This window comes from Xylanibacter brevis P6B11, from assembly GCF_000621825.1.
GTDB classification, from domain to species: domain Bacteria; phylum Bacteroidota; class Bacteroidia; order Bacteroidales; family Bacteroidaceae; genus Prevotella; species Prevotella brevis.
The window spans coordinates 1-23,398 of sequence record NZ_JHXG01000011.1 but is presented as its reverse complement, the minus strand read 5'-3'; the positions used below and the strand labels follow the sequence as shown (position 1 = coordinate 23,398).

Genomic DNA, 23,398 nt, shown 5'->3' with positions numbered 1-23,398 from the left:
TGGGGGCTGCTATGAGAAAAGCGGACTTCATACGGCGACAAAGATAGTTATTTATTCTGAATTGGAGAAGCCGAAAGGATGCAAAGTGAGAAATAAGGCATCTGTCGGGCCATGATTTCTTCAGAATGGGTGGTGTGGAAAGCATTTGGCATGCCAATATTCTCGAAATAATGGCATGTGATATGTGCTTCTTGCTGCAACAGACTCTTCACTGCCTGCTGACACTGCGATAATTTCATGATGACTACCACATGATGGGATGTCAAAAGCTGACGAAGTGTAGCTGCGTCGGCATCGCCAGGCAGAATGATGAGGCGTTCGTGCTGACTCACCAATGAGAGGCCTGCCTCGGCAGCGGCAGCGATAAACGAAGGGATGCCGGCCGACTGAACAGTGGGTATGCCTTGACTCTGAAGTCGGTCCATCACGTAGTGGATGGAGGCATAGATGCTGACATCGCCTTCGACGGCAACAACCACCCGTTGGTCCTCATGGTAACACTTGACACAATCGTTGTAGATGGCATCGTAAACCAAAGAAACCGCCTGACGGTCCTTGAGCATAGGCAGCTCGAAGACCCTCAGGCGGTTGTTGTCGCACCACTCGCCAATAATCTCGGTGGCACGTGATCGCAATGTCCCCTCAGTACTTCTTGTCGCAGGCACCATGACAATGTCGGCTTCTTTTAGCGTCTTTACAGCTTTCAATGTCAGCAACTCGGGGTCGCCAGGTCCCAGCGATAGGAATGTGATAGGAGTCATACGTTTTATTTTTCAAAGAAACGAATCTGATCGAAGTAGATACCAGACGCCAACTGGGCACCTTTTGTCACGCTGCCAGTGGCCACATCGTAGATGTAGATGCGGTTCTCGGTGTCGTTGCTGATGCCAAAATATGCCTTATTCTCCTTGGCGTTGTAAACAGAACGCTGAGAGAAACTGCCGGCACTGTAGGGCAAATCTTCACCGTTGTACTGCAAACGAGTAGCTGTCTTGGCGTTCAGGTCAACAACAGAATAATAGTAAGCCACGTCCTGGATGCCAGTGCCCACGGTGTTGTCGCCTGAGTAAACCAGCGCCTTGTTGCCGCCCAGATACTGGATGGTCAGGATCTTACCCTTGGTGCCAGGGAAGGCATTGTAACCCTCTTCGAAGTCGTACTCACCCTTCTTGATGCGCAGCAGGCAACCATAGTATTTCTTTGATACAGAGTTGAAAGCCGTCAGGTAAAGGTTGTCGTCTTTGTCGAAGAAGATGAAGTCCTGTAGCAGTTCGCCATAGGCAGAACCTTGCATCTGGGCAGCTTCTTTATTGATAATCTCCTGCTCTACCTCCATGCTCTCAGGGTTGATCACAGCAATACGGAAGAAGGGCTCGTTGGTGCTCTTGTTGCTTCCGCTGGTCACACCTTTGTTGTTGTAGAAATAGAACAGTTTGTTGTCGCTCTTACGATAAGCCAACAAACCACTGGTCGAAAGCACGTTGTAACCCTCTGCCACCTGAATACCGGCAACGGTTCCTTCAGCGATGATGCTCATGTCGGTGGTGTTCAGCTTGGTCCATATCACCTTGGTGTGAGCATCGTCGGTTGACATGATGAGCAAGGTGTTCTTGTTGAGCCATGCGTGGGTGTAGTTACGTGGAGCATAGGTGTTCTGGTCGAACTTCTGTTCCTGAACGGCAGTTATCTGATTGTCCTTCAGCTGCAGCTTAGAGAAGCGGTCTTTTGAAGAAGGAACCTGATACATGAACTCATCATCGTAGATGCTCTCAATAGTATAATCGGTAATCTCGACACCATTGCCATCGAAAGATATCAGCGTGTCGGGATTGCTCAGCGACGCAGTGCTTAGCGTGATGTGGGTCTCGGTTTTGCTCATACCGCCGTACTTGCCGACTGTACAGGTCAGGTCGTAGTGAGCGGTGCTCTCTTCCTTGGTTTGTTCATTACTTGTTTCGTCGTCTTCGCAAGCGGTGAAAGAGGCAGTCATCAGTAGTACTGCCATCAGTGAATGAATGAAACTTAGCTTTTTCATTGTCTTGTATTTCTGATTAATTAAGTTGAAAATATTTATTGTAATAATAGTCTGAATTTGGCAAACAGGGTGCGTCCTGGTTTCTGCAACTTATAGTTGTCGTAAACGGTGGCGTCGAAGATGTTCTCGCAATCCAACGAGATGCTGTAGCGGCGGTTGTGCCAGGTGTAAGTGGCGTTGGCACCTACGATGTTTTTCTCGGGAATACGTGCCTTGGTACTCTTGCTGCCATAGGCCTCCCAAGAGAGAAAGAACCAGTGTACCCACTGATGGTCGGCGCAGAGTGACAGGTGGTCATTTTTTTGAAAGACATCTTTTAGCGTGTAGCGCACCTCTGCCGATGAAAACAACCATGGGCGGTTGGGCACCCGGTTGTTGAAAGTGGCATTCCGTTGTCCGTTGTCTAAGTAGCGCAGACGGTTGCGTGCATCCTGCCAACTGATGTTTCCTATCAGTTGTAACCTGCTGTCCCAGTCGTAGCGTATTTCTCCCTCCATACCTTTGATATGTACGGCAGGTTCGTTGCTGTATTGCATCATTCCTTCTTTTTCGGCTATCTGTGGCTGAATGTAGTTGTCCACATAGCGAAGAAAACCGTTTGCCTCATAGAACAATGTGTGTTGTCCGCTGCGTAGGGTGCCGAATAGTCCTATGTTCAGGTTGTCGCTACTCTCGGGCTTCAAAGCCATGTTGGCATAAATGGTGGTCCCGTTACCTAGTAGTTCACGTGCCAGGGGCAGGCGAGTGCTGTGCTCATAGCTGGCTTTGATGGTTAACAATTTGAGAATCTGGAGCCGGGTACCGATGCCACCGCCAAAATGGTTCTTGGTGTTGCTGCCTTTCACATCGCGTGAGTTGGTGAGGAAAGCCAAGTCGGTTTGTTCCACTGACAGGTGGTTGATGTAGTCTTTGAGAAAGAATGTGTTATACATTCTGCCTTGCCACAGTGACTGGTTGTATGCCAAGCCAATGATATGTTTGGCCAACACATCGTTAGCCGGTGTAAACTCCTTATCCACTTCGTCCCATCGATGATTGCCAATGCGATTCATGGTGTAGGTGAAATCAAACATGTGGTGGTCGGAAAGATGATAGTTCAATTCGGCACGAACCACCGTTGTAGGACGTTTGATATGTCGTAACTGGAAATTCCTGCCGTTAATCTCGTTGCGTCCACTATAAATATAATCGCCATTCCAGTCATATTGGCGATGGGCAGTGTCCGTTGCTATAGAATGGTCCCAGGTATGTGAAAAGGAAAGGTTTGCGCTAAGGTTTTCCGTCAGGAAGTGGCGCTTTTGGTAGCGGGCACCAATGCTCCAGGCCGTAGTGTTGCGCTCAGCCATACCGATGACGCGTGTCTGTACCTGTCCGGTCTGCAGTTCCTTGTTGGTCTGCAGGTAGCTGGTGCCGATAAAGAATTCGTCTGTCCACCATTTGTCTTTGACCCCCACTTCCATCTGACCTATGAAAGAAAGGTAGTCATCGTGAAAGCGCTTGCGGTTTTGAGGAAGGTATTTTCGCACAGCCTCGTCCCACAGTTCCACACCTTTCATTGTGTAGTCGTTTTTGGAATAGTCGAAGCCAAGGGTAGGGCGGATGGTCAGTCCATTCTTGAAGATATATTGTGCGTTGAAGTCGGCCTTATGGGTGTGGAAAGAACCTACGCCATACGACACATCCATGTAGTTGCTCTTTCGCTGATTAGTTACAATGTTGATGGCACCACCCAGCGCATCACTATTCAACCAGACAGGCACCACACCTTTATAGATTTCTATGTGGTCAATTGTGCTGATGGGCAGATTGGCAAGTGTGGCACCCGAGCCTTTTACGTCGAGGGGAATGCCATCGATAAAGTAGCGCACGGCATTGCCAGACATACCATTGATGCTTAGGTCGAAGTCGGAACCCAGCCCGCCTTCCTCGCGAATCTTAACCCCTGCCGTTCGATCGATAATGTTGTTCAGATTGTTGATGCTGCCTGCAAAAGAGCGAATGTCAACGGCATTCACTGTCAGCGCACCTTCGCGCAGTTGTTGTATCTTGCTCTTGCCGGTGATGGTCACATCGGATAGGGTCACAGAATCGCGCATGTGGCTCTTCCGTGACTTCTGTGCTGAGGCTGTTGCTGTACCGCCAATCCACAGCATGATGGGCATCATCGCAAGGATAATGTGGGTAGTTGTTTTCATTGTTAACTGTTGGGCCTTGTCCCGAGGCATCCACGTTGTATCTGTTTTGTTTGTAGAGCAGACACTGTCTGCTCCCTTCTTTGGCAGGTTTCCTGACTTTCTCCCTCAAAAAAGTCTGCCTTCCCGAATGTTGCTTCAGTGGCTTCCTGTTGACTTTTCCATAACGAAGATTACAGTAGCGGGCACTGTTCAGGTTTTACACCTGATTCCCTCTCTTCCCCAGTGAAACACGGGGGAATCACCAAATCGGCAGCAAAGGTACAACATTTTTTTGACTAAAGTTGTTGTTTGTTCAAAAAAAAGTGTAACTTTGCACCCGCAATGTTGTAAAAAAACACTGCCCACAGAGGTGCGCTTAGCCGCGCTTAATTGGGAATAGGGGTGAAAATCTCCAACTGTCCCGCAGCTGTGAACTCCATTATGGCTCTTAAGCATAAACGCCATTGTCCATTTGGGCGAGAAGGCGCTTGAGAGTGGAGGAAAGTCAGAAGACCAGCCTCTTGTAGGAAATTGACGATATGCTTTCGATGTAAGGGCATATGGTACTAGCTATGACAAGACGTAGAATTGTGTACAACCATAACTGTGCATGTGTGTATTATTATATAAGTAATAAGTCAGGAGAACGTCCTGTCGTGAGATAGTACGTTCTCTCTTTTATCTTTAAAAAGAGATTCATGAAACGCATCGCAATAGTGGCAGGATTGCTGTTAGGCATCATGCCGGCCATAAAAGCCCAAAAGGTGATACAGGGCGACAGCCTGCAGGAGGTGGTGGTGACGGGTACAGGTACTCGGCATCTGCTACGGACAGCGCCTGTTCAGACCGAGGTGATTACGAGCCGCGACCTGCAGCAGTTTGCAGGACGCAGCATCGAGGAGGTCTTGAGCAGTTTATCGGCTAGCTTTGCTTTCAACGAGGACGATATGGGGTCGCATCTGCAGCTGAACGGTCTGGGCAATAGCTATGTGCTGATCTTGCTGGACGGCAAACGACTGCATGGCGACAATGGCGGACAAAACGATTTAGGACTGATTGATCCGGCACGTATCGAGCGCATTGAAATAGTGAAGGGGGCAGCATCGGCTCTCTACGGCAGCGATGCTATTGCTGGCGTCATCAACATTATTACACGCAAGCAGGAAAGCAACATACAAATAGACCATGAGACACGCGGCGGAAGCTATGGCGACCTGCGTCAGCATAATGGCGTAGGCATAGCTTTCGGACGCTTTAGAAGCTACACCAACTTCCACTTCCGTCACAGTGATGGTTGGCAGAATACCGGGGTGGAAGACCCTACCCAGATAGGTGGCAGAGTTGTGACGGATTCACGCAATAAGACAGTCAACAGAAACGAGCTTTGGCAGGTGGCCGAACGCCTGTCGTATCATCCAAGGAAAGACATGGAAGTCTATGCCGAGGGTATGATGTATCATAAGCGCATCTATCGTCCCAATGGCAAGTATTCCTTTGCCGATGTTCATGGCTACGACCTGTCCTATGATGATGCTGCCGTCTCGTCGGGCTGGTCTTGGCAGCGAAAGAATGGCACACAGCTCAGTGCCGACATCAGTTGGAACCGCCATGCCTATTTCTATGATTATACGTCAGAGAATGGATGGGTGGTGGAAAGTGATAACCCCGCAATACCTTTTATCTATTATAAGGGAGACCGCGCACTGCAGGCAGACCAGCGTCGCTTTCTCTCCCACCTGAAAGGAGTCTTCCGCTTGTCGGAGCATCATCGCCTGAGCACAGGCTATGATTATCGCTTTGACTGGCTGAAGGCTCCTTTACGTATTAATAAGGATCGCGTGACAGACTGGACACAGGCTGTATATGTACAAGACGAGTGGAACCCATTGGCGAACCTGAACGTGACAGCGGGTCTCCGTCTGGACCACAACCAGCAGTTCGGATTGCACCTGACGCCAAAGATCAGCGGTATGTGGAGTCTGGGCGATGTGGTATTGCGGGCTTCGTGGGCACAGGGATTCAAGTCGCCAACACCTAAGGAGTTGCACTATCGCTATGTGCGTGACATGGGTGGCGTGCGCCTGTTCTTGGGTAATACCGATCTGAAACCTCAGACCAGCAATTACTTCTCGCTTAGCACGGAGTATCACATCCGCCAGCTCACCGTCAGTCTGACGGGCTATTACAATAAGGTTGAACATATGATTAATCTGGTGACCATCCCCAAGCAACAGGCGCCTGCCGACCTTCTGATACAGTATGCACCGGCTTTTGTTCGGCAGTATAAAAACCTGGAGGATGCCTATACCACCGGTCTTGACTTCAACGTGAAGTGGAATGTCACCAAAGAGATCCAGGTGGGTGGCGGCTATAGCCTGTTGCAGGCTCGTGGTAGCGTGTATGACGAGAATACCGAACAGTTGCGACGTATGACCATCGACGGAACGGCTCACCATAAGGGCAACGTCTTTCTGACCTGGAACCATCGTTTCACTCCGTCGTACCGCCTCGGCGTAGGACTCTATGGTCGTGCTTCTTCCACGCGATATTACGAGAACTACGGCAATGGCAAGGGTTACCAGCTGTGGCGTCTGTCTACCAATCATGACCTCTTCCACATGAAGACCACCACCTGTAGGGTAGAGGCAGGCATCGACAACCTGTTCAACTATGTGGACCGCACGCCCCATCTGCGCCATCTTGGTACCACTACGCCCGGCACCACGGTCTATGCATCGCTAATCCTACGATATAATCACGGCAAAAAGATAAACTATAATAAACATTACTCAACATTAAAATCAAACAACAATGAAGAAGATTAAGTTCTTACTGATGGCTTTTCTGGCCATGACAATGAGTGCGGGCTTTGTAGCTTGCGATGATGAAGACAACCAGCAGAACAACTTTACGAAGTATCTGTCTAGTGTAGAGTCGCAGGTGAAGGCCAAAAAGGCAAAGAGCAACAATAAGAAGGCGCTGCTTCTCGTGGCTTTCGGTTCTACGTGGGAGAATGCCCACCAGACCTTCAAGGACATTGTGAACGACTACGAGAGTGATCAGGCTTTCAAGGATTATGATATCTACTTCTCTTTTACCTCGGCTATTTGTATCAACAAGAGCCGTGAGGGCGAGCACTACGAGAGTCAGGACTTCTATGCGCCCAACTTCTGGTTGGAGGCCATTGGTCGTCAGCAGTATGAAGAGGTGCGTGTACAGTCGCTCCACGTGATTCCTGGTGAGGAGTTCCTGCGCTTGCGCGATAACTATATCAAGGACTTCAAGAACAATGTCTATGGCGACCTCGATGATCAGTATCTGGAAGAGGGCGTCAAGGTGTTTATCGGTGGCCCTCTGATGGCAGAGCAGGAAGATGTAGAGGCTGTTGCAGCTGCACTGAACAGCAACTTCAGTGAGTATGTGAAAGACAATAAGGTGATGGCATTCCTGGGGCATGGTAACCCCGAGGGCTATAACTATGGCAATGGTAATGTGCGCTACGAGCAGTTGGAGACCGCCCTGCAGGCTATCAATCCCAACTATTACGTGGCTACTGTCGATATGGAAGACAACCTGCTCGACGACCTTTATGAGCGCATGAAGGACCGAGTGACTCCTGGTACCACCATCACGCTCCACGCCTTGATGTGCATTGCCGGCGACCATGCCCACAACGATATGTCTGGTATCGAGAACGAGGGTGACAGCTGGCGTGAGTTCTTTGCAGAAAAAGGCTACAACTGCAAGTACGACGGCAACGATGCTAATACGGCTAACACTTGTATCCTGAAAGGTCTTGGCGACTATGCCAACATCCGTGCTATCTGGAAGAAGCACACCAAGGAAGCCGTAGAGATGTTTGCAGAGTAAACTTACAATAGGATGAATAAAAGAAAGCGTGTTGCCCGTATGAGCAACACGCTTTCACGTTATATAATAAAACTTTAGTTCTCTTTTATAATAGTGACACAGCACGCTTATATTTCGAAGTGTGAGGGGAATTTTATTGACCGCCGTCAAAATCCCAATCATCGTAATCTTCATCGTCAACAAACTGACTTTCCACAGGGCTGCCTGTTAGCAAATAGGACTTATACTTAAGCATTACCACGCTTGTGGCGGGTTTTTCATATTTTTTCTTCATTGCTGTGTCCTCCTATTTGTTAATGTACTTTTTCCCATTGTGGATATACATGCCCTTCTGGGGTTTCCCGTTGAGTTGACGACCATTCATGTCGTAGTAGTGCTCTGTTCCGTCGGCATCGATGGTGCGGATGACAGCGTCGATAGTAGTCGCCTCACCGTCGTCTATGACCATGTTAAGAGCGCGGGCACCACTATTTGAAGTAGCTTGGAAGTAAGCATGGAAGGGACCAATGTAAGCCTTCGGCTGGTTCTCAGGCACCTTGTGCCATTTGCCGTCGCTCTGCAGCAGATAGGTAGGCTTCTTGGCATCGTAGAGCGAGCTGTTAGGTATCTCCACTGTAGTGCCCTTGAACATAAAGCCGCCGATGGCTTCAGGATCACTCGTTGGCGGAGTGGCTATGGTGGTGGCGTCAGTAGTGGATAGCTTTACCGCATCTTCACCCTCCACAACGATATAATATGGTGTGTAGGCAGCCATTTCCTTATCTTGCACCTCGTTGAAGGTGACGGTGGTCACCCCTGTGTCGGTTGCTATCGTTGTAGGAGCATAGACCTTGGCGTTCTCTGCTGTGAGTGTCAGCGCATAAGGCAGGTAAACCGTGTAGCCGCGCCCCTCAAAGCGTTCCTCAGATGTCATTTTGGGAGGATACACCAGTTTACCGTCTTTATCCTTCAAGGGTATCTCTTCGTAAACGGGATTGCCGCTTTCGTCGGTGACGGTTGTTGCATAGATAACGCTCTTGCTTCTGAGCGTACGTCTTAGCGACACCGCGCCCGTCGTCGTGATGGTGACTGGCGGATTGAAGTCCCAACCGTCTGTCAATTCTATGCTGTTGGCATTGCCGCCAATAACGACATTCGCCTCGCCCTGAGCTGCGCTGTTTCCAGCAGGCAGATAGACGATGGTACACTCGCTCATGCCATAGAAGGAATTGTCGGTGTCGCTACGGCTGACGTTCACCGTCGTAGCAGTTCTGTCATTATTAATGAAGCCAGTAACATTCGACATATCAACATAGCGAAGGTTGTATGCCTCGTCGAACACTGCACCGTCCAGCTTGTATTGCTTGCCTGCGGGGAAGGTGATGCTGGTCAGTCCATTGCAAGACGCGAAGCAGTTGCCCATTATCCAAACGTATGTGTTTGTGAGGTTTTCTGTAGGTATCGTATAGTCGCCGGTCTTGCCTGGAGCGCAGACTACGACATAGCTGCCATAGTCTGTATTGTGTATCAGCACGTTATCTACACTGCTGTAATTATTTGTGTTACCGTCTGCCACGGTAATTGTGGTCAGCTTAGGACAGAAGGCCAGGAAGTTGCCCTTATGGTTTGCGAAGCCTGTACCGATAGCAAAACTGGTGAGCTCGTCACAGCCGACGAAAGCATCCTCGCCAACGTTGGTCACGGCATCAGGCAGGATAACGCTTGTCAAGGCGTCGCAGTTCTCAAAGGCACTGGCACCGATGGACGTAATGTTACGGCCAATGGTGACGGACGCCAGCGTCGGGTTGTCCTTGAACACTCCGTCGAGGATGGCGGTGACGGGCTTTTCGTTATAGGTGTCGGGGATGGTGAGGCTCGTGGCACTGCCCGTATATTTCACAATCTCGTAACTCGCGTCGCCTTCACCTGCCGGACGATAGGTGAAACCGCCGTCCACCTCGTCTATACAGTTGGCAAGATACATGTCCTTCAGCGTGGAAGGCACAGGATAATCAATATAATTGCCAGTGAAGTAGTACCAGTTGCCCTTGCCCAGCACGCCTTTTATGCCGTCTTGCTTCATGTCATTCTCCGCGTAATATTTATTCCCAGACTCTGACAGTGTACTTTCTCCTTCCTGCAAACCTATGAGACCACTTCCGCCGGAAGCACTCCAATAGGCGCAATTGGTGATTGTGCTTTCTTCGTTGCGATTTGTCTTTCCAACGATGTTTCCCTTAACATGGACACTCATGATATCCAGAAAGCCTGTTCTTGCATAGCAGCGACTGACTGTAACGCTACCGGCACCGCCGACAATACCTCCCATTGTTGAGGATTCATTTTTACTGTTCCATAGCTGGTTGAGGGCAGCGCAATCGGTGATGATCACGTTGTTATAGACATTGCCAACAATACCTCCTATCCATCCCGTGCTTTGCGCCTTTCCGTAGAACATACAGCGCTCAATGGTCGCATTGCTTGCATACCCCACAATACCTCCGACGCTGCCTGATCCGGCAACGATATAGTCAGTTCCCGTAACAAGAATATCGCTGAGATGCGTATTGCCGTTAGCATAGCCAAGCACAGTGCCCTGATAGTCTGAACCCGACACCGATGGATTCTTCAGATGCATATTATAGATGGTGGCGTTTTCGGCATAGCCAAACAGGCCATTGTACTCTACTGCCCTGTCAACCTTGAGGTTCTTGATGACATGACCGCCACCGTTGAAGATGCCGTTGAAAGGATGTGATGAGGTGCCGATAGGCGTCCACTTATCAATACTTGACAGGTCGAGGTCTGTGGTCAGTGTCACCATCTTGTTGTTGCTGCCTTTATACTTGTTGCCACCGTTCACGGCATCGCGGAAATCTATCAAGTCCTGCAGCGAAGTAATCTCCTGCGGGGCATCGTTCAATTCGTAGATACGCGTGAAAGCCTCCTGCCATCCCACAGTCTCCCAGCCGCGCGCCGAACCGTTGTACTTGGTGCTGAGGTAACTGCCGCAACTTCCTTCCGGCACGTATAAGATACGCGACGCTGCCATTTCGGCCATACCCTCTTTTGTTCCCGTAGAACTAAACACGTCGTTCAGATGCCATGCTGGAGCCGCTGTTGCCTTGCTGGTTACGTTCTTCAGAGAAGCCATGTTGACAAAGGCTCCACGCTCTATGGATGTCAGCGTGGAAGGAAGGTTGACTTCTGTGACCGAGGAGCAGCCAACAAAGGCGTAGTCACCAATCGTCTGCACCCCCTCGCCAATGGTGATTTTTGTCAGGCCGTTGCACAGGCGGAAGGCCACCGGTCCTACTTCGACCTGGTAGTCTGTGCCGCTAATATTGACCGATCCGGGTATGGTCAGTTGCCCCTCTGTCCAATAAGGAATACAACTGTTGTATCCATTGCCCAGCACGACTTTATGGTTAGTTCCGTCGATTCGAGCGACGGCGGTTTGCAGACTGCCGTTTACAGTCACGTTGATGCTGCCTTGTGTGTAGTCAGCACACACCGTAAGTGGCAGCAGCATAGCTAACAGTATCAGTATGTAATTTTTCATTGTTGTTGCCTCCTGTCATTTTTATTCTTTACCTTTGAGCACCCATTTCATCAGTTGATAGTCGGGCGACGTGACGCTGCCAAAAAAGAAGAAGTCCTGACCGGCAGGCACGTGGTCGGCTGTACTGCCCGTGTCGATAATCATCACGTCGGCCTCCGTCTCATTTTCCGTTGTATGCGGTGGACGTACGCCTTCTCTTTCAGAAGGCTTGTCGCCCTCATTAGCAAAGTAATAGGTCAGTTCGCTCTGTCGCTCCATAAATTTGAGCAGATTGACGTAGGGCACCACGGTATCGTAGGTGGTATGGTAGAACCCGATGCGCTTCTGTGGCCGCCAACCAACCGTCAGATTGTTGCTCTCTAATGCCTTCACGAGGTCCTTCATGAAATCATTCTGAAGCTCCTCACCCTTGGTAAGTCGCCTGAAATCCGCCAGGCATTTTTCCGTGAGCATAAACCTCATGTTTCCATGAACATTATCACCGTCATCAAATGGAAAAAGACTGTCTTTTTGAAGAATCTGTTTTCCATTATGAATACCGGTTTCCTTTATTAGACGGAACATTTCGTTCACGTCGCCCGTGCTATATTGGTCTTTGGCATCGGGATTCTTCTTTGCTTCGATATAGTCAATAACACCCGTGTTGAGGAAGTTTTGCGTCAGGAAGTCGGTTATGGCATACTGGCGCATATAGGGATTGCTGTCGAGCATACCTTTCAGTATGAGCGGCATGACGATAGGCATTGAGACGCGTTCTTTCCGATGAGAAGTCTTTATGAAAGGGTAAGTGGTGCTACCATCGTCCGTCATATAGTACTGCAGATGGTCAACAGGACTGTAAGGCCCGTCGCCACACACCGAACCGGCAAAGTGCAGCTCGTCTGTGAGGTCGTTGGTCTCAATGTACTTATGCGTGGCCAGCGATACGGAGCCGCCCTGCGAGAAGCCTACACAAATGGTCTTCCAGCCATCGTCCAGCGGCAGCTCCTCTTCTCTGGCCACCTTCTGTTGGTAGAGTGCCAGCCCGTAGCGGGTTGCATCAACACACTGGCGGGCGGTGAGCTCCTGATAGAGGTAGGGGTGCGGTCGGTCTTTGGTCAGTCCGTAGCCTTCGTAGTCGGGCAGGATGACCAGGCAGCACGGCTGCCGTAACAGGTCGTAACGGGTATAGAAGAGCATCATGCCTGTATCGGTTCTGAAATTATCAAGCCCCAATATGCTGGTGTTCCTCTCATACGAGGTGGGACATTCCCAGTTGCTGGTGATGGTGACGTGACAGCCAATCACCACATTACTGGGGCGGATCTTAATATCTGATATCAGCGAAGAGCCCCAGGGCCAGCCCATGAGAATATCCGCAAAATCATCCACTACGGTGTTCATGGGCACTCCCATTAATGCGGACAGCCGAACAGGATTGCCGTCGGCATCAACCGAAGGATAGGTATAGTAATACAGACGTGCCGACGAGCGTTCCTGTTTCCCCTCGTAATTCCAGTCCTGGTCGGGCGTAATGGTTGGTGCGTTGCGGCGTGCCTTGGCGCGCTCTATCAGTTTCTTGATGGCTGCTCGTTTGGCAGCCATCTTTACCTCAAACTCTTCCGGGGTGTAGGTCGCCATGCCGTCATCAATCGTCACAGTGTCGCTTTGTCCCGTCTGAGGGTTCACATACACACTGTCGTGGCTGCTAAAGACAGCATACGCCACTTTGGTCACCACAACGTCGTTGACATTCACGGGCTGATGCAGTCCGTCAGTAGTCACATTCTGTGCATTGGCAGCAAGCAGCACGAGCAGCCCCATAATTGTTGAAAGAATCCTTTTCATCTTGTTTTTTGGTATTTAGTTTTCTATCTGTCTGTTTTACTTATGAATCATAGCGAGATACCGGCAAATTCATACACATTGTCCTTGATCTGCTCCTCAGCATTGTCAATGAGGTCTTTCTTCAGTTGCTGCTTGGCCTCCTCGGTACCCGGCATGAAGTTCTCCATCTGGAGCATGGTGGCGCCAATGTGGTGGAAGAGACCGTAGTCAACGTGGTTGCCCCAGTCGCCGAACTCCGTCTCGACGGTGCAGCCGTGGGCTTTCAGGTAATCGGCCATCTCTTGGCCTACGTGCCAGTCCATGTACTTGTCGCCGGCAGAGTGCATAATGTAATATTTGGTCTTGGTGTTGGGATGCCAGGTCTGTCCTTCGCCGCAAAGGGAGTTCTCGCGGAGCTTCTGGGCCAGTTTTTTGCCGACGGTCGACTGAGGATTGAGTGCATCGGGCGTCAGAATAAGGTTGACAGGGCAGTCCTTGGCTTTTGCTTCATCACCACCAGCAATGAGCTTGTTGATGTCCCATGTGCCGTAATCCTTGGAGAGTATCCACTTCTGGATGTTGCTGGCAAGAGGCTCTACAAACACGTCCTTGTAGTCAAAGTCCATGTGGTAAGTCTCCTTGTAAGCCACCACCACGAGTGGGAAAGAACAAGCATAACCAGAGGTGGGGTTGGTAATGTTACTGATATAAACGCTGTGCAAGTCGAAGGGAGCAGCACCTCCCGAGGTCAGGTCCCAATGGATGTCAGGACGTTTCTCGTCGCAGTAGCGCTGAACGGCGAGTGCCGAGAAACCACCACTGCTATAGCCCACATTGAAGGTGGGCAGACCGCTGATGGCATAGCCCTCGTCTTTCAGAATCTGCATGGCGGCATCCCAAGCATCGATGGTCTCAATGCTGGTAATCTCCGGACAGCAGTAGGCCTGTGGCTTGTCCTCTGTGAGCGTCCAGCCATAGAGGTCGGCAGAAACCATAATGAGATTCTGGTATTTGTTCATGTAAAGACCGATGTCGTCAATCTCGTTCTGAGAAGTACGCTCACCATGCTTGGCACATGTAAACTCATTGTAGAGCATCAGTCCGCGAGGTGAAGCCACCTTATTATATACGTCAGGGGACATTGAGATGACGCCAGTAAGCCGTACCGGCGTCTTCAAGTCGGGACCGACGCTGGTATATTCGAACACGATTTGACGGAACTTTAAGTTCAGCGCATCATTCGCAATCATTTTCAGTGCGTGACACTCCCGACGGTTCGTTATCTTCTGGTCGAGATTGTATGCACGGCCTGAAATGGGGGCAGGATCATCATTGTTCGAACATGCTGTGAATATGTGACAGCAAATAAGAATAGCAGCCATAATCGTTGTCAGTAAAGACAACCTGTTTAATGTTTTAGGTGTAGTCATTTTGAATTCTGGTAATATTAATTATTAGTATGACAAAGGCGCGATTTGGCTTCGAGCTATTGCACTATATGCATTTTCTCGCTAGTGCCATGTTGTGAAAGTTTGTATTCTTGATGCAAAGATAGTATATTCTGCGTTTAATTCAAAACAAATAAAACAAAAAAAGTTAAATTTGATAAAATTGGTACAAGGGTACACAGATGGAGGTGGGGAGTAAGGCGAAAAGATGTAGAAAAAAAGAATGGCAAACGAAACGGTTTGCCATTCTTTTTTGTTATCTGGTCGACAGACTGTGTCACAAATCATACCTCGTCAACATGACGGGTACGTCATATCGTATTAATAGGATGAATAAAAGAAAGCGTGTTGCCCGTATGAGCAACACGCTTTCTCGTTATATAATCAAACTTTAGTTCTCTTTAAACACTGTAAGTGTAGCTTTTCGACATCAGTGCGTTTGCCTCGTTCCAATTGCTAACTACAGTAGCTACAATCTTCTTAATTAATTTCTTCATAATCGTTATCCTTTCTTTTCTTTAATTCTCGGCCGACCCCTTGTCGGCGTTACATCTTTTTTCTCTCTATAATCCTAACCGAGTGCAAAATTAGTACGTTTCCTCCAAACAGCCAAGCATTTACGTCGTTATTGTCTGAATAACAGCATAATGGTGACCTATGTCAAGAGCGCATTTTTCATGGGGATTGTTTGGAACGTATGTATATTTTGTTTAACTTTGCCACAAGAATGAAACAGATTTATACGAAGACAGGCGACAACGGACAGACCTCGCTGCGCGGAGGTGTGCGGGTGGATAAGGATGATGTGCGCATTGAGACCAATGGACAGATAGATCATCTGAATGCACTGCTTGGCGTGGCTCGTGGCATTGTTGATGCACCGCTCTTGCGGCGTGTACAACAGGAACTGATGGTTGTGATGAGCCATGTGGCTACACCGCAGGGGGATGAGAACCCCAAGCCGCTGCATGTGGCCGCCTTGACCGCTGAGATGGAGACGGCCATTGACCTCCTGACGGCTGACAGGCCCCTGGGTTTTGTAGTGCCTGGCGACAAACCGGAGACTGCCATGCTTCATGTGGCACGCACCCAGTGCCGCACGGTGGAGCGTCGGCTATGGACACTCCACAGGACGTATCCCGTGGATGCCGATATTCTGAGATTCTTCAATCGCTTGTCTGACTATTTATTCGCGCTTTCACTATGATTCAAGGTCACGGAGACGATGCTTTTCGCTATGAGGATATTCGGATGAACTTCAGTTCGAATATCTATGCCCATGCCGACTTGACTGCCCTGAAGGCTTTTCTGGCAGAGCGCATGGACGTGATAGCGCAATATCCCGAGCCCGACGCCTCGTCGCTGGCAGAGGTCATCGCCCAAAAGAACCATATTCCCGCCGGTAGTGTACTGGTCACCAATGGTGCTGTAGAGGCAATCTATCTGGTAGCACAGATGCTGGCTGGCGCGGGCATCCATCAATATAAGGTTAGTCAGCCCACGTTTAGTGAGTATGAGGATGCTTGCCGCATGTTTGGCATGGAGAAGGGGGAACATGGTGCTTGCTGGATATGTAATCCCAACAACCCTACTGGTGCGGTTACCCGCCATCTGCCTTTGGATAAATATCAAGTGGTGGTGGTTGACCAGTCGTATGAAGATCTGACGGCAGCCCAGCTGATGTCGCCTGCCGAGGCGGTGGCAGCCGAGCATGTCATTCAGATTCATTCCCTGACCAAGACCTATGCCGTCCCAGGACTTCGTGTGGGCTATGTCGTAGCTTCCGAGTCGATGATCAGTAGGTTGCAGCATTGGCAGCGCCCCTGGTCTGTCAACGCCTTGGCTGTAGAGGCTGGCAAATGGCTCTTGCACCACGACGTCTGTGTGGTGCCCGATATGACCGCCTACCTGACAGAGACCCAGCGTCTGAATCGTGCGCTGAACCAATTGCCCATGATACAGGCACTGCCCACCGAGACCAACTTTATGCTGGCTCGTATGGAAGGTGCCACAGCGGCAGAGCTGAAGGCATACCTCGCCCAAGAGCATCGCATGTTGATTCGCGATGCATCCAATTTTCCAGGATTAAATGAACATTATTTCCGCATCTCGGCACAGAAGCCCGAAGAAAACGATGCGCTGGTAGCGGCTATTGCCTCATTTCGTCAGTAGGTCGCAGGCATACTCTATGAGCGTGTCGCGTCCTTTGGCTACATCTTCGTCGGTCAGCTCTACCAGGTGGTCTGGCTCTATGCCAAACTCGCACGACTGCTGATTGGCATCGTACATCGGTACGGCAGAGAAACGCACGTTCCAACCGTTTGGCAGACTGCTGCTGAAGGGCATGCCGGCGCCGCCGCCTGTATGATCGCCCACGATGATGGCTTGTGGCATTTGTTTCATGTACATCACAAACTCGTTGGCAGCGCTATACACGTGTCGGTTGGTCAGGATGACCACGGGTTTCTGCCAGCGGATATTGCTTGATGGCTCAATATAGCGGGCTTCCATCTTCGAGAAGTCATGGCGCCCTGGGCCTGTCTTATGCTGGTAGTAGCCCACTAGCGTTTTCTCGTTGCAGAAGCGGGCTGCCAGTTTCTCGGCGTTAGTCAGATTGCCGCCACCGTTATTGCGGATGTCGATAATCAATCCTCGGCACAAGATACATTCCATCATCACCTCGTCCAGGTTGCCATCGCCCATAGCATCCTGAAAACTCTCATAGCGTATATAGCCAATGTTTCGGTCCAGCAGCCTGTAGTCCAGTCCGGAAGCAATCTTATAGTCCGTGCCCATGTAGCGGCGAATCAGCGAGTCGTTGTAGTTGGCAGGGTAGTTCTCGTACCACGCCCAGTAGCGTCCGTAGTCAAAGGCCGTCGTGATGTTCACATGTCCGTCGCGCAGTTCGCTGAGCATCGCAGTCAGCACTTCAAAGAGTTGTTTGCTGGTCATGTTGTCGTCAATGCGCGCGGCATACTTCACTTTCACGGCATCCCAGTCCAGCCCATACGCCTGTTGCTTGTAGTCAAAGAAACAGTAGTGCTCGTCTATGATTTTCCACAGCGCCTCGAAGTTGCCTTGTGGCGAATTGTCAAACTGCTCTTCATCGACGCATGCGGCAAAGAATGGTAGCAGGCAGAGCAGGTATAGTAGTCTTCTCATGGTTCGGTATCGTTAGAAGTTCTTGATGAGGCCCACCATCAGTCGGTGTGACAGTACGTGCTGTTTCAGGTGGTTCACCTGCAGCTGCTGGTAGTCGCCCAGGTAGCTCAGCGACAGCATGGTGGTGCGATAGATGGGGTAGGCCACCGTGAAGTGCTGGCGGAAGTAGGGGGCAGCAACGAAGGTGGTGGGCACGATGTTGTGGTCGTAGTTGCCCAGTGAGAACATCTCATAGTACGACTGGCCATAGTTGGGACTGAACGCCACGCCCACCAGGGGCAGGTTCAACTCATAGCGCATCAGCACATGGTGCTTCCACAGGGGGAAGGTGTAGCTGGCTATGCCCGTGGGCATCAGTTGCAGTGAGGCACGTGCCTGTGCCGGGTTGTTGGCATTGGCGGTGTTGTAGATAAAGCCCAGTCCGGCGTTCACCATGCCGCCAGCCTGCAGGTGCAGGTTGCCGTTGAGCATTTGCCATCGGTACAGGCGTCCCCAAAGAAAGTTGAAGGCGCCCTCCACCTCGCTCTTGTCGCCCGACCGATCCTTCGCTGTTGACAGGTTCAGCTGACTGTGCATCAACGTGCTCCAATTGGACGAAGGTTTCTTCCGCTCAGAAGAAACCAGGATGCTAAGACCATTACCTTTGAACTTCTCCTGTGTGAGGTACGTGTCTAGTATGTTGGTGGTGCCATAGCCCACCTGCTGATAGCGTGTAACGTAAACTGGTTCCTGTCCATTGGCTGTGTAGCCAATAGAGAGGAACCAGCAAAGGGTTATCATCCATCTGAATGTTTTATTCATCATCGAAAAGTCTTAGTTGACCGGTCATCTCGTCAATCACCTGCTGTTGGCTTTTGCCCTCATCAGGATCCAAGTCTTCTTCCTCTGTGGTATCAGCGGCTTCCGGTGTCTCGGTGGCCTCTGGCTCCTCGGGGAATCTCGTAGGCTCTAGCTCAACGATGCTCTCTATCTGATAGGTGCTCAGTCGTTTACCCTTAGCCTTGAAACCTTTCACCGAGATAAACTGTTCGGCGTCGATCTCTTCCGAGCCGCGGAACTCGTCGGCACCGCCATAGGTCACCTTGATCAGCGGATAAACCTGGTCGCTGAGCAGAATCAGCTTTGAGGCGGGGTTCTCGCCCAGGTAGTTCTGCTTGCGCTTGGTGGCCTCCATCAGGAAGCGTTTCACGTAGGGATAGCCCTGATTGTCGGCATCGAAGAGTACGGCTGTCCATACCTTCTCGGGTTTGAACTTCTCTATGCGCAGGATATTTTCTTCGTAGTGGTTGTTGGCATCGAAATTCGTCAGGTAGAAGTCGCCGTTGGTCAAAACCACCAGTATCTGGTCGTCGTCGAAGAACTCGCCCAGCAGTCGTCCGTGCTCGTCGTAGTTCAGACGATTTACGTCGGGGTCGAACCACACCTTGCGTCCACCCAGTGTCGAGTGTCCTTGCGACTTCAGCGTGATGCGGTGCACGGGCTTCTTTGTCAGCAGGTTACCCTTCGAGGCACGTCCCTTGATCAGCACTTCGGCAAACGAGCGCTCCAAGAAGATGCTCATGCGTGGGTTCTTGGCCTGCACGGAAGCATCGAGTGTCACTTTGATCACCTCAGCCTCGCCATTGGGGTTGGCTGTGAAGTACATGATCTTCGAACCGGCTGTGCCCTGAGTCAGGTCGTACTCGCGGTCGCGGGTGATGCCCGTGATGTTGAATCGCTTGATGTAGCAAGGACCGTTGCGTCCGTCGCGATACACTACATTATAGATGGTGCGCTTATCGTTCTTCTTGAACACGTCTATCCACAGCACATTCTTGCCCACAAAGAGCTTCTCGGCCACGCGCACTACCTTGTATTTACCATCCTTGTAGAACAGGATGATGTCGTCGATGTCCGAGCAGTTGCACACGAACTCGTCCTTTTTCAGACCTGTGCCGATGAAGCCTTCGCTGCGGTTAATGTAGAGCTTTTGGTTGGCTTCAGCCACCTTCGTAGCCTCGATGGTGTCGAAGTTTCGAATCTCGGTGAGTCGGGCGTGGTCCTTGCCGTACTTATCCTTCAAGAACTGGAACCAGGCGGCGGTCACCTCGGTGAGGTTAGCCAGGTCGCGGTCTATCTCGTCGATCTCGGCCTTGATGCGAGCCATCAGCTCGTCGGCCTTCTCCTTGTTGAACTTCAGGATGCGCTGCATCTTGATTTCCAGCAGTCGCAGAATGTCGTCCTTGGTCACCTCACGCACCATCTGAGGATAGAACGGCGTCAGACGGTTGTCGATATGCTCGCAAACCTTATCCACATTGGGTGCTTCCTCGAACTTCTTATCCTTATAGATGCGCTCCTCGATGAAGATCTTCTCCAGTGAGCAGAAGTGCAGTTGTTCCAACAACTCACCTTTGCGAATCTCCAGTTCCTGACGAATCAGGTCTTTGGTGCGCTCGGCGCTGTGAATCAGCACGTCGCTCACGGTCAGGAACTGTGGCTTCTCATCCTTGATGACACAGCAGTTGGGCGAGATGTTGATCTCGCAGTCGGTGAAGGCATAGAGCGCATCGATGGTCTTGTCGCTCGACACACCAGGGGCCAGGTGTACCTGTATCTCAACCTGAGCTGAGGTCAGGTCGGTCACGTTGCGTGCCTTGATCTTACCTTTTTCAATGGCTTTCGTGATGCTCTCGATGAGCGTCGATACCGTCTTCGAGAAAGGCAGTTCGCGGATGACCAGCGTCTTCTGGTCCAGTTTCTCAATCTTGGCGCGCACTTTCACCACGCCGCCACGCTGACCGTCGTTGTATTTCGACACGTCGATGCTGCCGCCTGTCTGGAAGTCGGGGTAGAGGTGGAACTCCTCGCCGTGCAGATAGCTGATGGCAGCGTCGCATATCTCGCAGAAGTTATGGGGCAGGATCTTGGACGACAGACCTACGGCAATACCCTCGGCACCCTGTGAAAGAAGTAGGGGAAACTTCACGGGCAGTGTGATAGGTTCCTTGTTACGACCGTCGTACGACAATTGCCATTCGGTGGTCTTGGGGTTGAAGACGGTGTCTAGAGCGAATTTAGACAAGCGGGCCTCGATGTAACGGGGAGCAGCAGCGCGGTCGCCTGTCAGGATGTTACCCCAGTTACCCTGCGTGTCCACCAGCAGGTCTTTCTGACCCAGCTGCACCAGCGCATCGCCGATAGAGGCATCGCCGTGAGGGTGAAACTGCATGGTGTGACCCACGATGTTGGCCACCTTGTTGTAGCGTCCGTCGTCCATGCGCTTCATCGAGTGCAGGATGCGGCGCTGCACAGGCTTCAGTCCGTCCTCGATATGCGGCACGGCACGCTCCAGGATTACGTATGAGGCATAGTCCAGAAACCAGTTCTGATACATGCCGCTCAGGTGGTGCACCACCGATGCATCGAAGCGGTTAACCGGCTTGTAGTCAGAATGGCCCTCGGCGTTTTCTGGTTGATCAGAGTAGTCCGAATTGTCGGAAATATCAGTATTCTCTGACTTCTTCAATTCTTCTTTTTTTTCGTCGTCCATTACTTGCTTGTTTTTCAGTTTGTCTGCAAAATTAGGAAAAAATAGCGAGAAATGTCGCAGTTTAACTCCCTTTAACTCCATAATCTACCTATAACTGCTTAAAAAGTTGTAACTTTGCAGGCAAATTTCTAGAAATTATTATTTTATTATGGCACAAGAAGACGTATTTAAGAAGATTGTATCGCACTGTAAGGAGTATGGTTTCGTTTTCCCATCAAGCGATATCTACGACGGACTGGGCGCTGTTTATGACTACGGTCAGAACGGTGTGGAGTTGAAAAACAATATCAAACAGTACTGGTGGAAGTCTATGGTTCTGCTTCACGAGAACATCGTGGGTATCGACTCTGCTATCTTTATGCACCCCACCATCTGGAAGGCCTCTGGCCACGTTGATGCTTTCAACGACCCCCTCATTGACAACCGCGACAGCAAGAAGCGCTATCGTGCCGACGTGCTGATTGAGGACCAGATTGCTAAATACGACGAGAAAATTCAGAAAGAGGTTGAGAAGGCTCGCAAGCGCTTTGGCGACTCTTTCGATGAAGCAAAATATATGGAGACCAGCGAACGCGTGAAGGAAGCTAAGGAGAAGCGCGACGCACTGCATGCTCGCTATGCTGAGGCCATGCAGGGTCCCGACCTTGAGGCTCTGAAGCAGATCATCCTCGACGAGGAAATAGTAGATCCTATCAGCGGCACCAAGAACTGGACCGACGTTCGTCAGTTCAACCTGATGTTCTCTACCGAGATGGGTGCCTCTGCCGATGGCTCAATGAAGGTTTACCTGCGTCCTGAAACTGCTCAGGGTATCTTTGTGAACTACCTGAACGTGCAGAAGACTGGTCGTATGAAGATTCCTTTCGGTATCGCACAGATCGGTAAGGCTTTCCGCAACGAGATTGTGGCTCGCCAGTTCATCTTCCGCATGCGTGAGTTCGAACAGATGGAGATGCAGTTCTTCGTAGCTCCCGGCACCGAGCTGGAGTGGTTCCCCAAGTGGAAAGAGACCCGCATGAAGTGGCACCAGGCACTGGGCTTCGGCGCTGAGAACTATCGTTTCCACGACCACGACAAGCTGGCTCACTATGCTAACGCTGCCACCGATATCGAGTTCAAGATGCCATTTGGCTTCAAGGAGGTTGAGGGTATTCACTCTCGTACCAACTTCGACCTCAGCCAGCACGAGAAGTTCTCTGGCAAGAGCATCAAGTATTTCGATCCTCAGACCAACGAGAGCTATGTGCCCTACGTTATCGAGACCTCTATCGGTGTTGACCGTATGTTCCTTTCTATCATGTGCCACTCTTACTGCGAGGAGAAACTGGAGAATGGCGAGACCCGCGTAGTGCTAAAGTTACCCGCAGCCTTGGCTCCTGTTAAACTGGCTGTGATGCCTCTGGTGAAGAAAGATGGTCTGCCCGAGAAGGCACGCGAGATCATCAACGACCTGAAGTTCCACTTCAACTGTCAGTACGACGAGAAAGACTCTATCGGTAAGCGCTACCGTCGTCAGGACGCTATCGGTACTCCTTATTGCGTCACTGTTGACCACGACACCCTGAACGATGGCTGCGTCACCCTGCGTTTCCGCGACACCATGGAGCAGGAGCGTGTGAAGATCAGCGACCTGGCTTCTATCATCGAGGACAAGGTTAGCATTGCAAGTCTGCTTAAGAAACTTCAATAAATGAAACTGAAATATTTTATCTTTGCCTGTCTCTCACTGCTGAGCTTTGCCTCATGCAGTGAGACCGATGGCGAGGTCGATGAATATGACAACTGGCAAGCACGCAATGCTGTGTTCTTTGCCTCGTTGGAAGACTCGCT

15 protein-coding genes and 2 riboswitches are annotated in these 23,398 nt (G+C 50.6%); of the genes, 5 read left to right on the top strand and 10 right to left on the bottom strand.

Features of this window, described 5'->3' with window-relative positions; translation table 11 throughout:
* Positions 1 to 47: 47 nt before the first annotated feature.
* From cobI to T496_RS13670, 3 genes are read right to left on the bottom strand one after another with little or no spacing between them, the layout of a single operon-like run.
* Complete coding sequence (gene cobI, locus T496_RS0107310; protein WP_027450176.1) at positions 48 to 761, bottom strand: precorrin-2 C(20)-methyltransferase; 714 nt, start codon at positions 759 to 761, stop codon at positions 48 to 50.
* Positions 762 to 766: 5 nt separating this feature from the next.
* On the bottom strand, positions 767 to 2,035 hold the full coding sequence (locus T496_RS0107305; protein WP_027450175.1) for a hypothetical protein: 1,269 nt from the start codon (positions 2,033 to 2,035) through the stop codon (positions 767 to 769).
* Positions 2,036 to 2,070: 35 nt separating this feature from the next.
* Complete coding sequence (locus T496_RS13670) at positions 2,071 to 4,230, bottom strand: TonB-dependent receptor domain-containing protein (RefSeq protein ID WP_231478023.1); 2,160 nt, start codon at positions 4,228 to 4,230, stop codon at positions 2,071 to 2,073.
* Between the two features lie 65 nt (positions 4,231 to 4,295).
* Positions 4,296 to 4,491: riboswitch (cobalamin riboswitch) on the bottom strand.
* Positions 4,492 to 4,560: 69 nt separating this feature from the next.
* Positions 4,561 to 4,745: riboswitch (cobalamin riboswitch) on the top strand.
* Between the two features lie 162 nt (positions 4,746 to 4,907).
* Between T496_RS13670 and T496_RS0107290 the strand changes: the two genes are divergently transcribed.
* Both T496_RS0107290 and T496_RS0107285 read left to right on the top strand, forming a co-directional pair.
* On the top strand, positions 4,908 to 7,034 hold the full coding sequence (locus tag T496_RS0107290) for a TonB-dependent receptor plug domain-containing protein (RefSeq protein ID WP_052342121.1): 2,127 nt from the start codon (positions 4,908 to 4,910) through the stop codon (positions 7,032 to 7,034).
* Positions 7,021 to 8,079: a sirohydrochlorin cobaltochelatase gene (locus T496_RS0107285; RefSeq protein WP_027450172.1), complete on the top strand. Its 1,059-nt coding sequence runs from the start codon at positions 7,021 to 7,023 to the stop codon at positions 8,077 to 8,079. The genes T496_RS0107290 and T496_RS0107285 overlap by 14 nt, the downstream gene beginning before the upstream one ends.
* A gap of 133 nt (positions 8,080 to 8,212) precedes the next feature.
* Here T496_RS0107285 and T496_RS14915 read toward each other — a convergent pair whose 3' ends face one another.
* The 4 genes from T496_RS14915 to T496_RS0107265 are packed head-to-tail and all read right to left on the bottom strand — an operon-like array spanning position 8,213 to position 14,856.
* Entirely contained in the window at positions 8,213 to 8,353 is a 141-nt protein-coding gene (locus T496_RS14915; protein ID WP_155808752.1) for a hypothetical protein, read from the bottom strand.
* Positions 8,354 to 8,365: 12 nt separating this feature from the next.
* Positions 8,366 to 11,620: a leucine-rich repeat domain-containing protein gene (locus T496_RS0107275; RefSeq protein ID WP_081783586.1), complete on the bottom strand. Its 3,255-nt coding sequence runs from the start codon at positions 11,618 to 11,620 to the stop codon at positions 8,366 to 8,368.
* Positions 11,621 to 11,641: 21 nt separating this feature from the next.
* Positions 11,642 to 13,447: a hypothetical protein gene (locus tag T496_RS0107270; RefSeq protein ID WP_155808750.1), complete on the bottom strand. Its 1,806-nt coding sequence runs from the start codon at positions 13,445 to 13,447 to the stop codon at positions 11,642 to 11,644.
* 47 nt (positions 13,448 to 13,494) lie between these two features.
* Positions 13,495 to 14,856 (bottom strand): hypothetical protein, encoded by a 1,362-nt coding sequence (locus tag T496_RS0107265; protein WP_231478022.1) that lies wholly within the window; start codon positions 14,854 to 14,856, stop codon positions 13,495 to 13,497.
* A 745-nt stretch (positions 14,857 to 15,601) separates the two neighbouring features.
* On the opposite strand from T496_RS0107265, the gene T496_RS0107260 reads away from it, so the two are divergent.
* Both T496_RS0107260 and T496_RS0107255 read left to right on the top strand, forming a co-directional pair.
* Complete coding sequence (locus tag T496_RS0107260; RefSeq protein ID WP_027450168.1) at positions 15,602 to 16,081, top strand: cob(I)yrinic acid a,c-diamide adenosyltransferase; 480 nt, start codon at positions 15,602 to 15,604, stop codon at positions 16,079 to 16,081.
* Entirely contained in the window at positions 16,078 to 17,046 is a 969-nt protein-coding gene (locus T496_RS0107255; RefSeq protein WP_027450167.1) for an aminotransferase class I/II-fold pyridoxal phosphate-dependent enzyme, read from the top strand. The genes T496_RS0107260 and T496_RS0107255 overlap by 4 nt, the downstream gene beginning before the upstream one ends.
* On the opposite strand, the gene T496_RS0107250 is transcribed toward T496_RS0107255, so the two are convergent.
* From T496_RS0107250 to T496_RS0107240, 3 genes are read right to left on the bottom strand one after another with little or no spacing between them, the layout of a single operon-like run.
* The gene (locus tag T496_RS0107250; protein ID WP_027450166.1) at positions 17,032 to 18,036 is read right to left on the bottom strand and encodes a S41 family peptidase; all 1,005 of its coding nucleotides are present in this window, start codon (positions 18,034 to 18,036) and stop codon (positions 17,032 to 17,034) included. The two genes, T496_RS0107255 and T496_RS0107250, sit on opposite strands and share 15 nt — an antisense overlap.
* A 12-nt stretch (positions 18,037 to 18,048) precedes the next feature.
* Complete coding sequence (locus T496_RS0107245; RefSeq protein WP_027450165.1) at positions 18,049 to 18,840, bottom strand: DUF3316 domain-containing protein; 792 nt, start codon at positions 18,838 to 18,840, stop codon at positions 18,049 to 18,051.
* Positions 18,830 to 21,568: a DNA gyrase/topoisomerase IV subunit A gene (locus tag T496_RS0107240; protein ID WP_027450164.1), complete on the bottom strand. Its 2,739-nt coding sequence runs from the start codon at positions 21,566 to 21,568 to the stop codon at positions 18,830 to 18,832. Before T496_RS0107240 ends, T496_RS0107245 begins: the two co-directional genes overlap by 11 nt.
* Positions 21,569 to 21,716: 148 nt before the next feature.
* Here T496_RS0107240 and T496_RS0107235 point away from each other — a divergent pair, with 148 nt between their 5' ends.
* The gene (locus tag T496_RS0107235; RefSeq protein WP_027450163.1) at positions 21,717 to 23,258 is read left to right on the top strand and encodes a glycine--tRNA ligase; all 1,542 of its coding nucleotides are present in this window, start codon (positions 21,717 to 21,719) and stop codon (positions 23,256 to 23,258) included.
* The last annotated feature ends 140 nt before the right edge of the window (positions 23,259 to 23,398 follow it).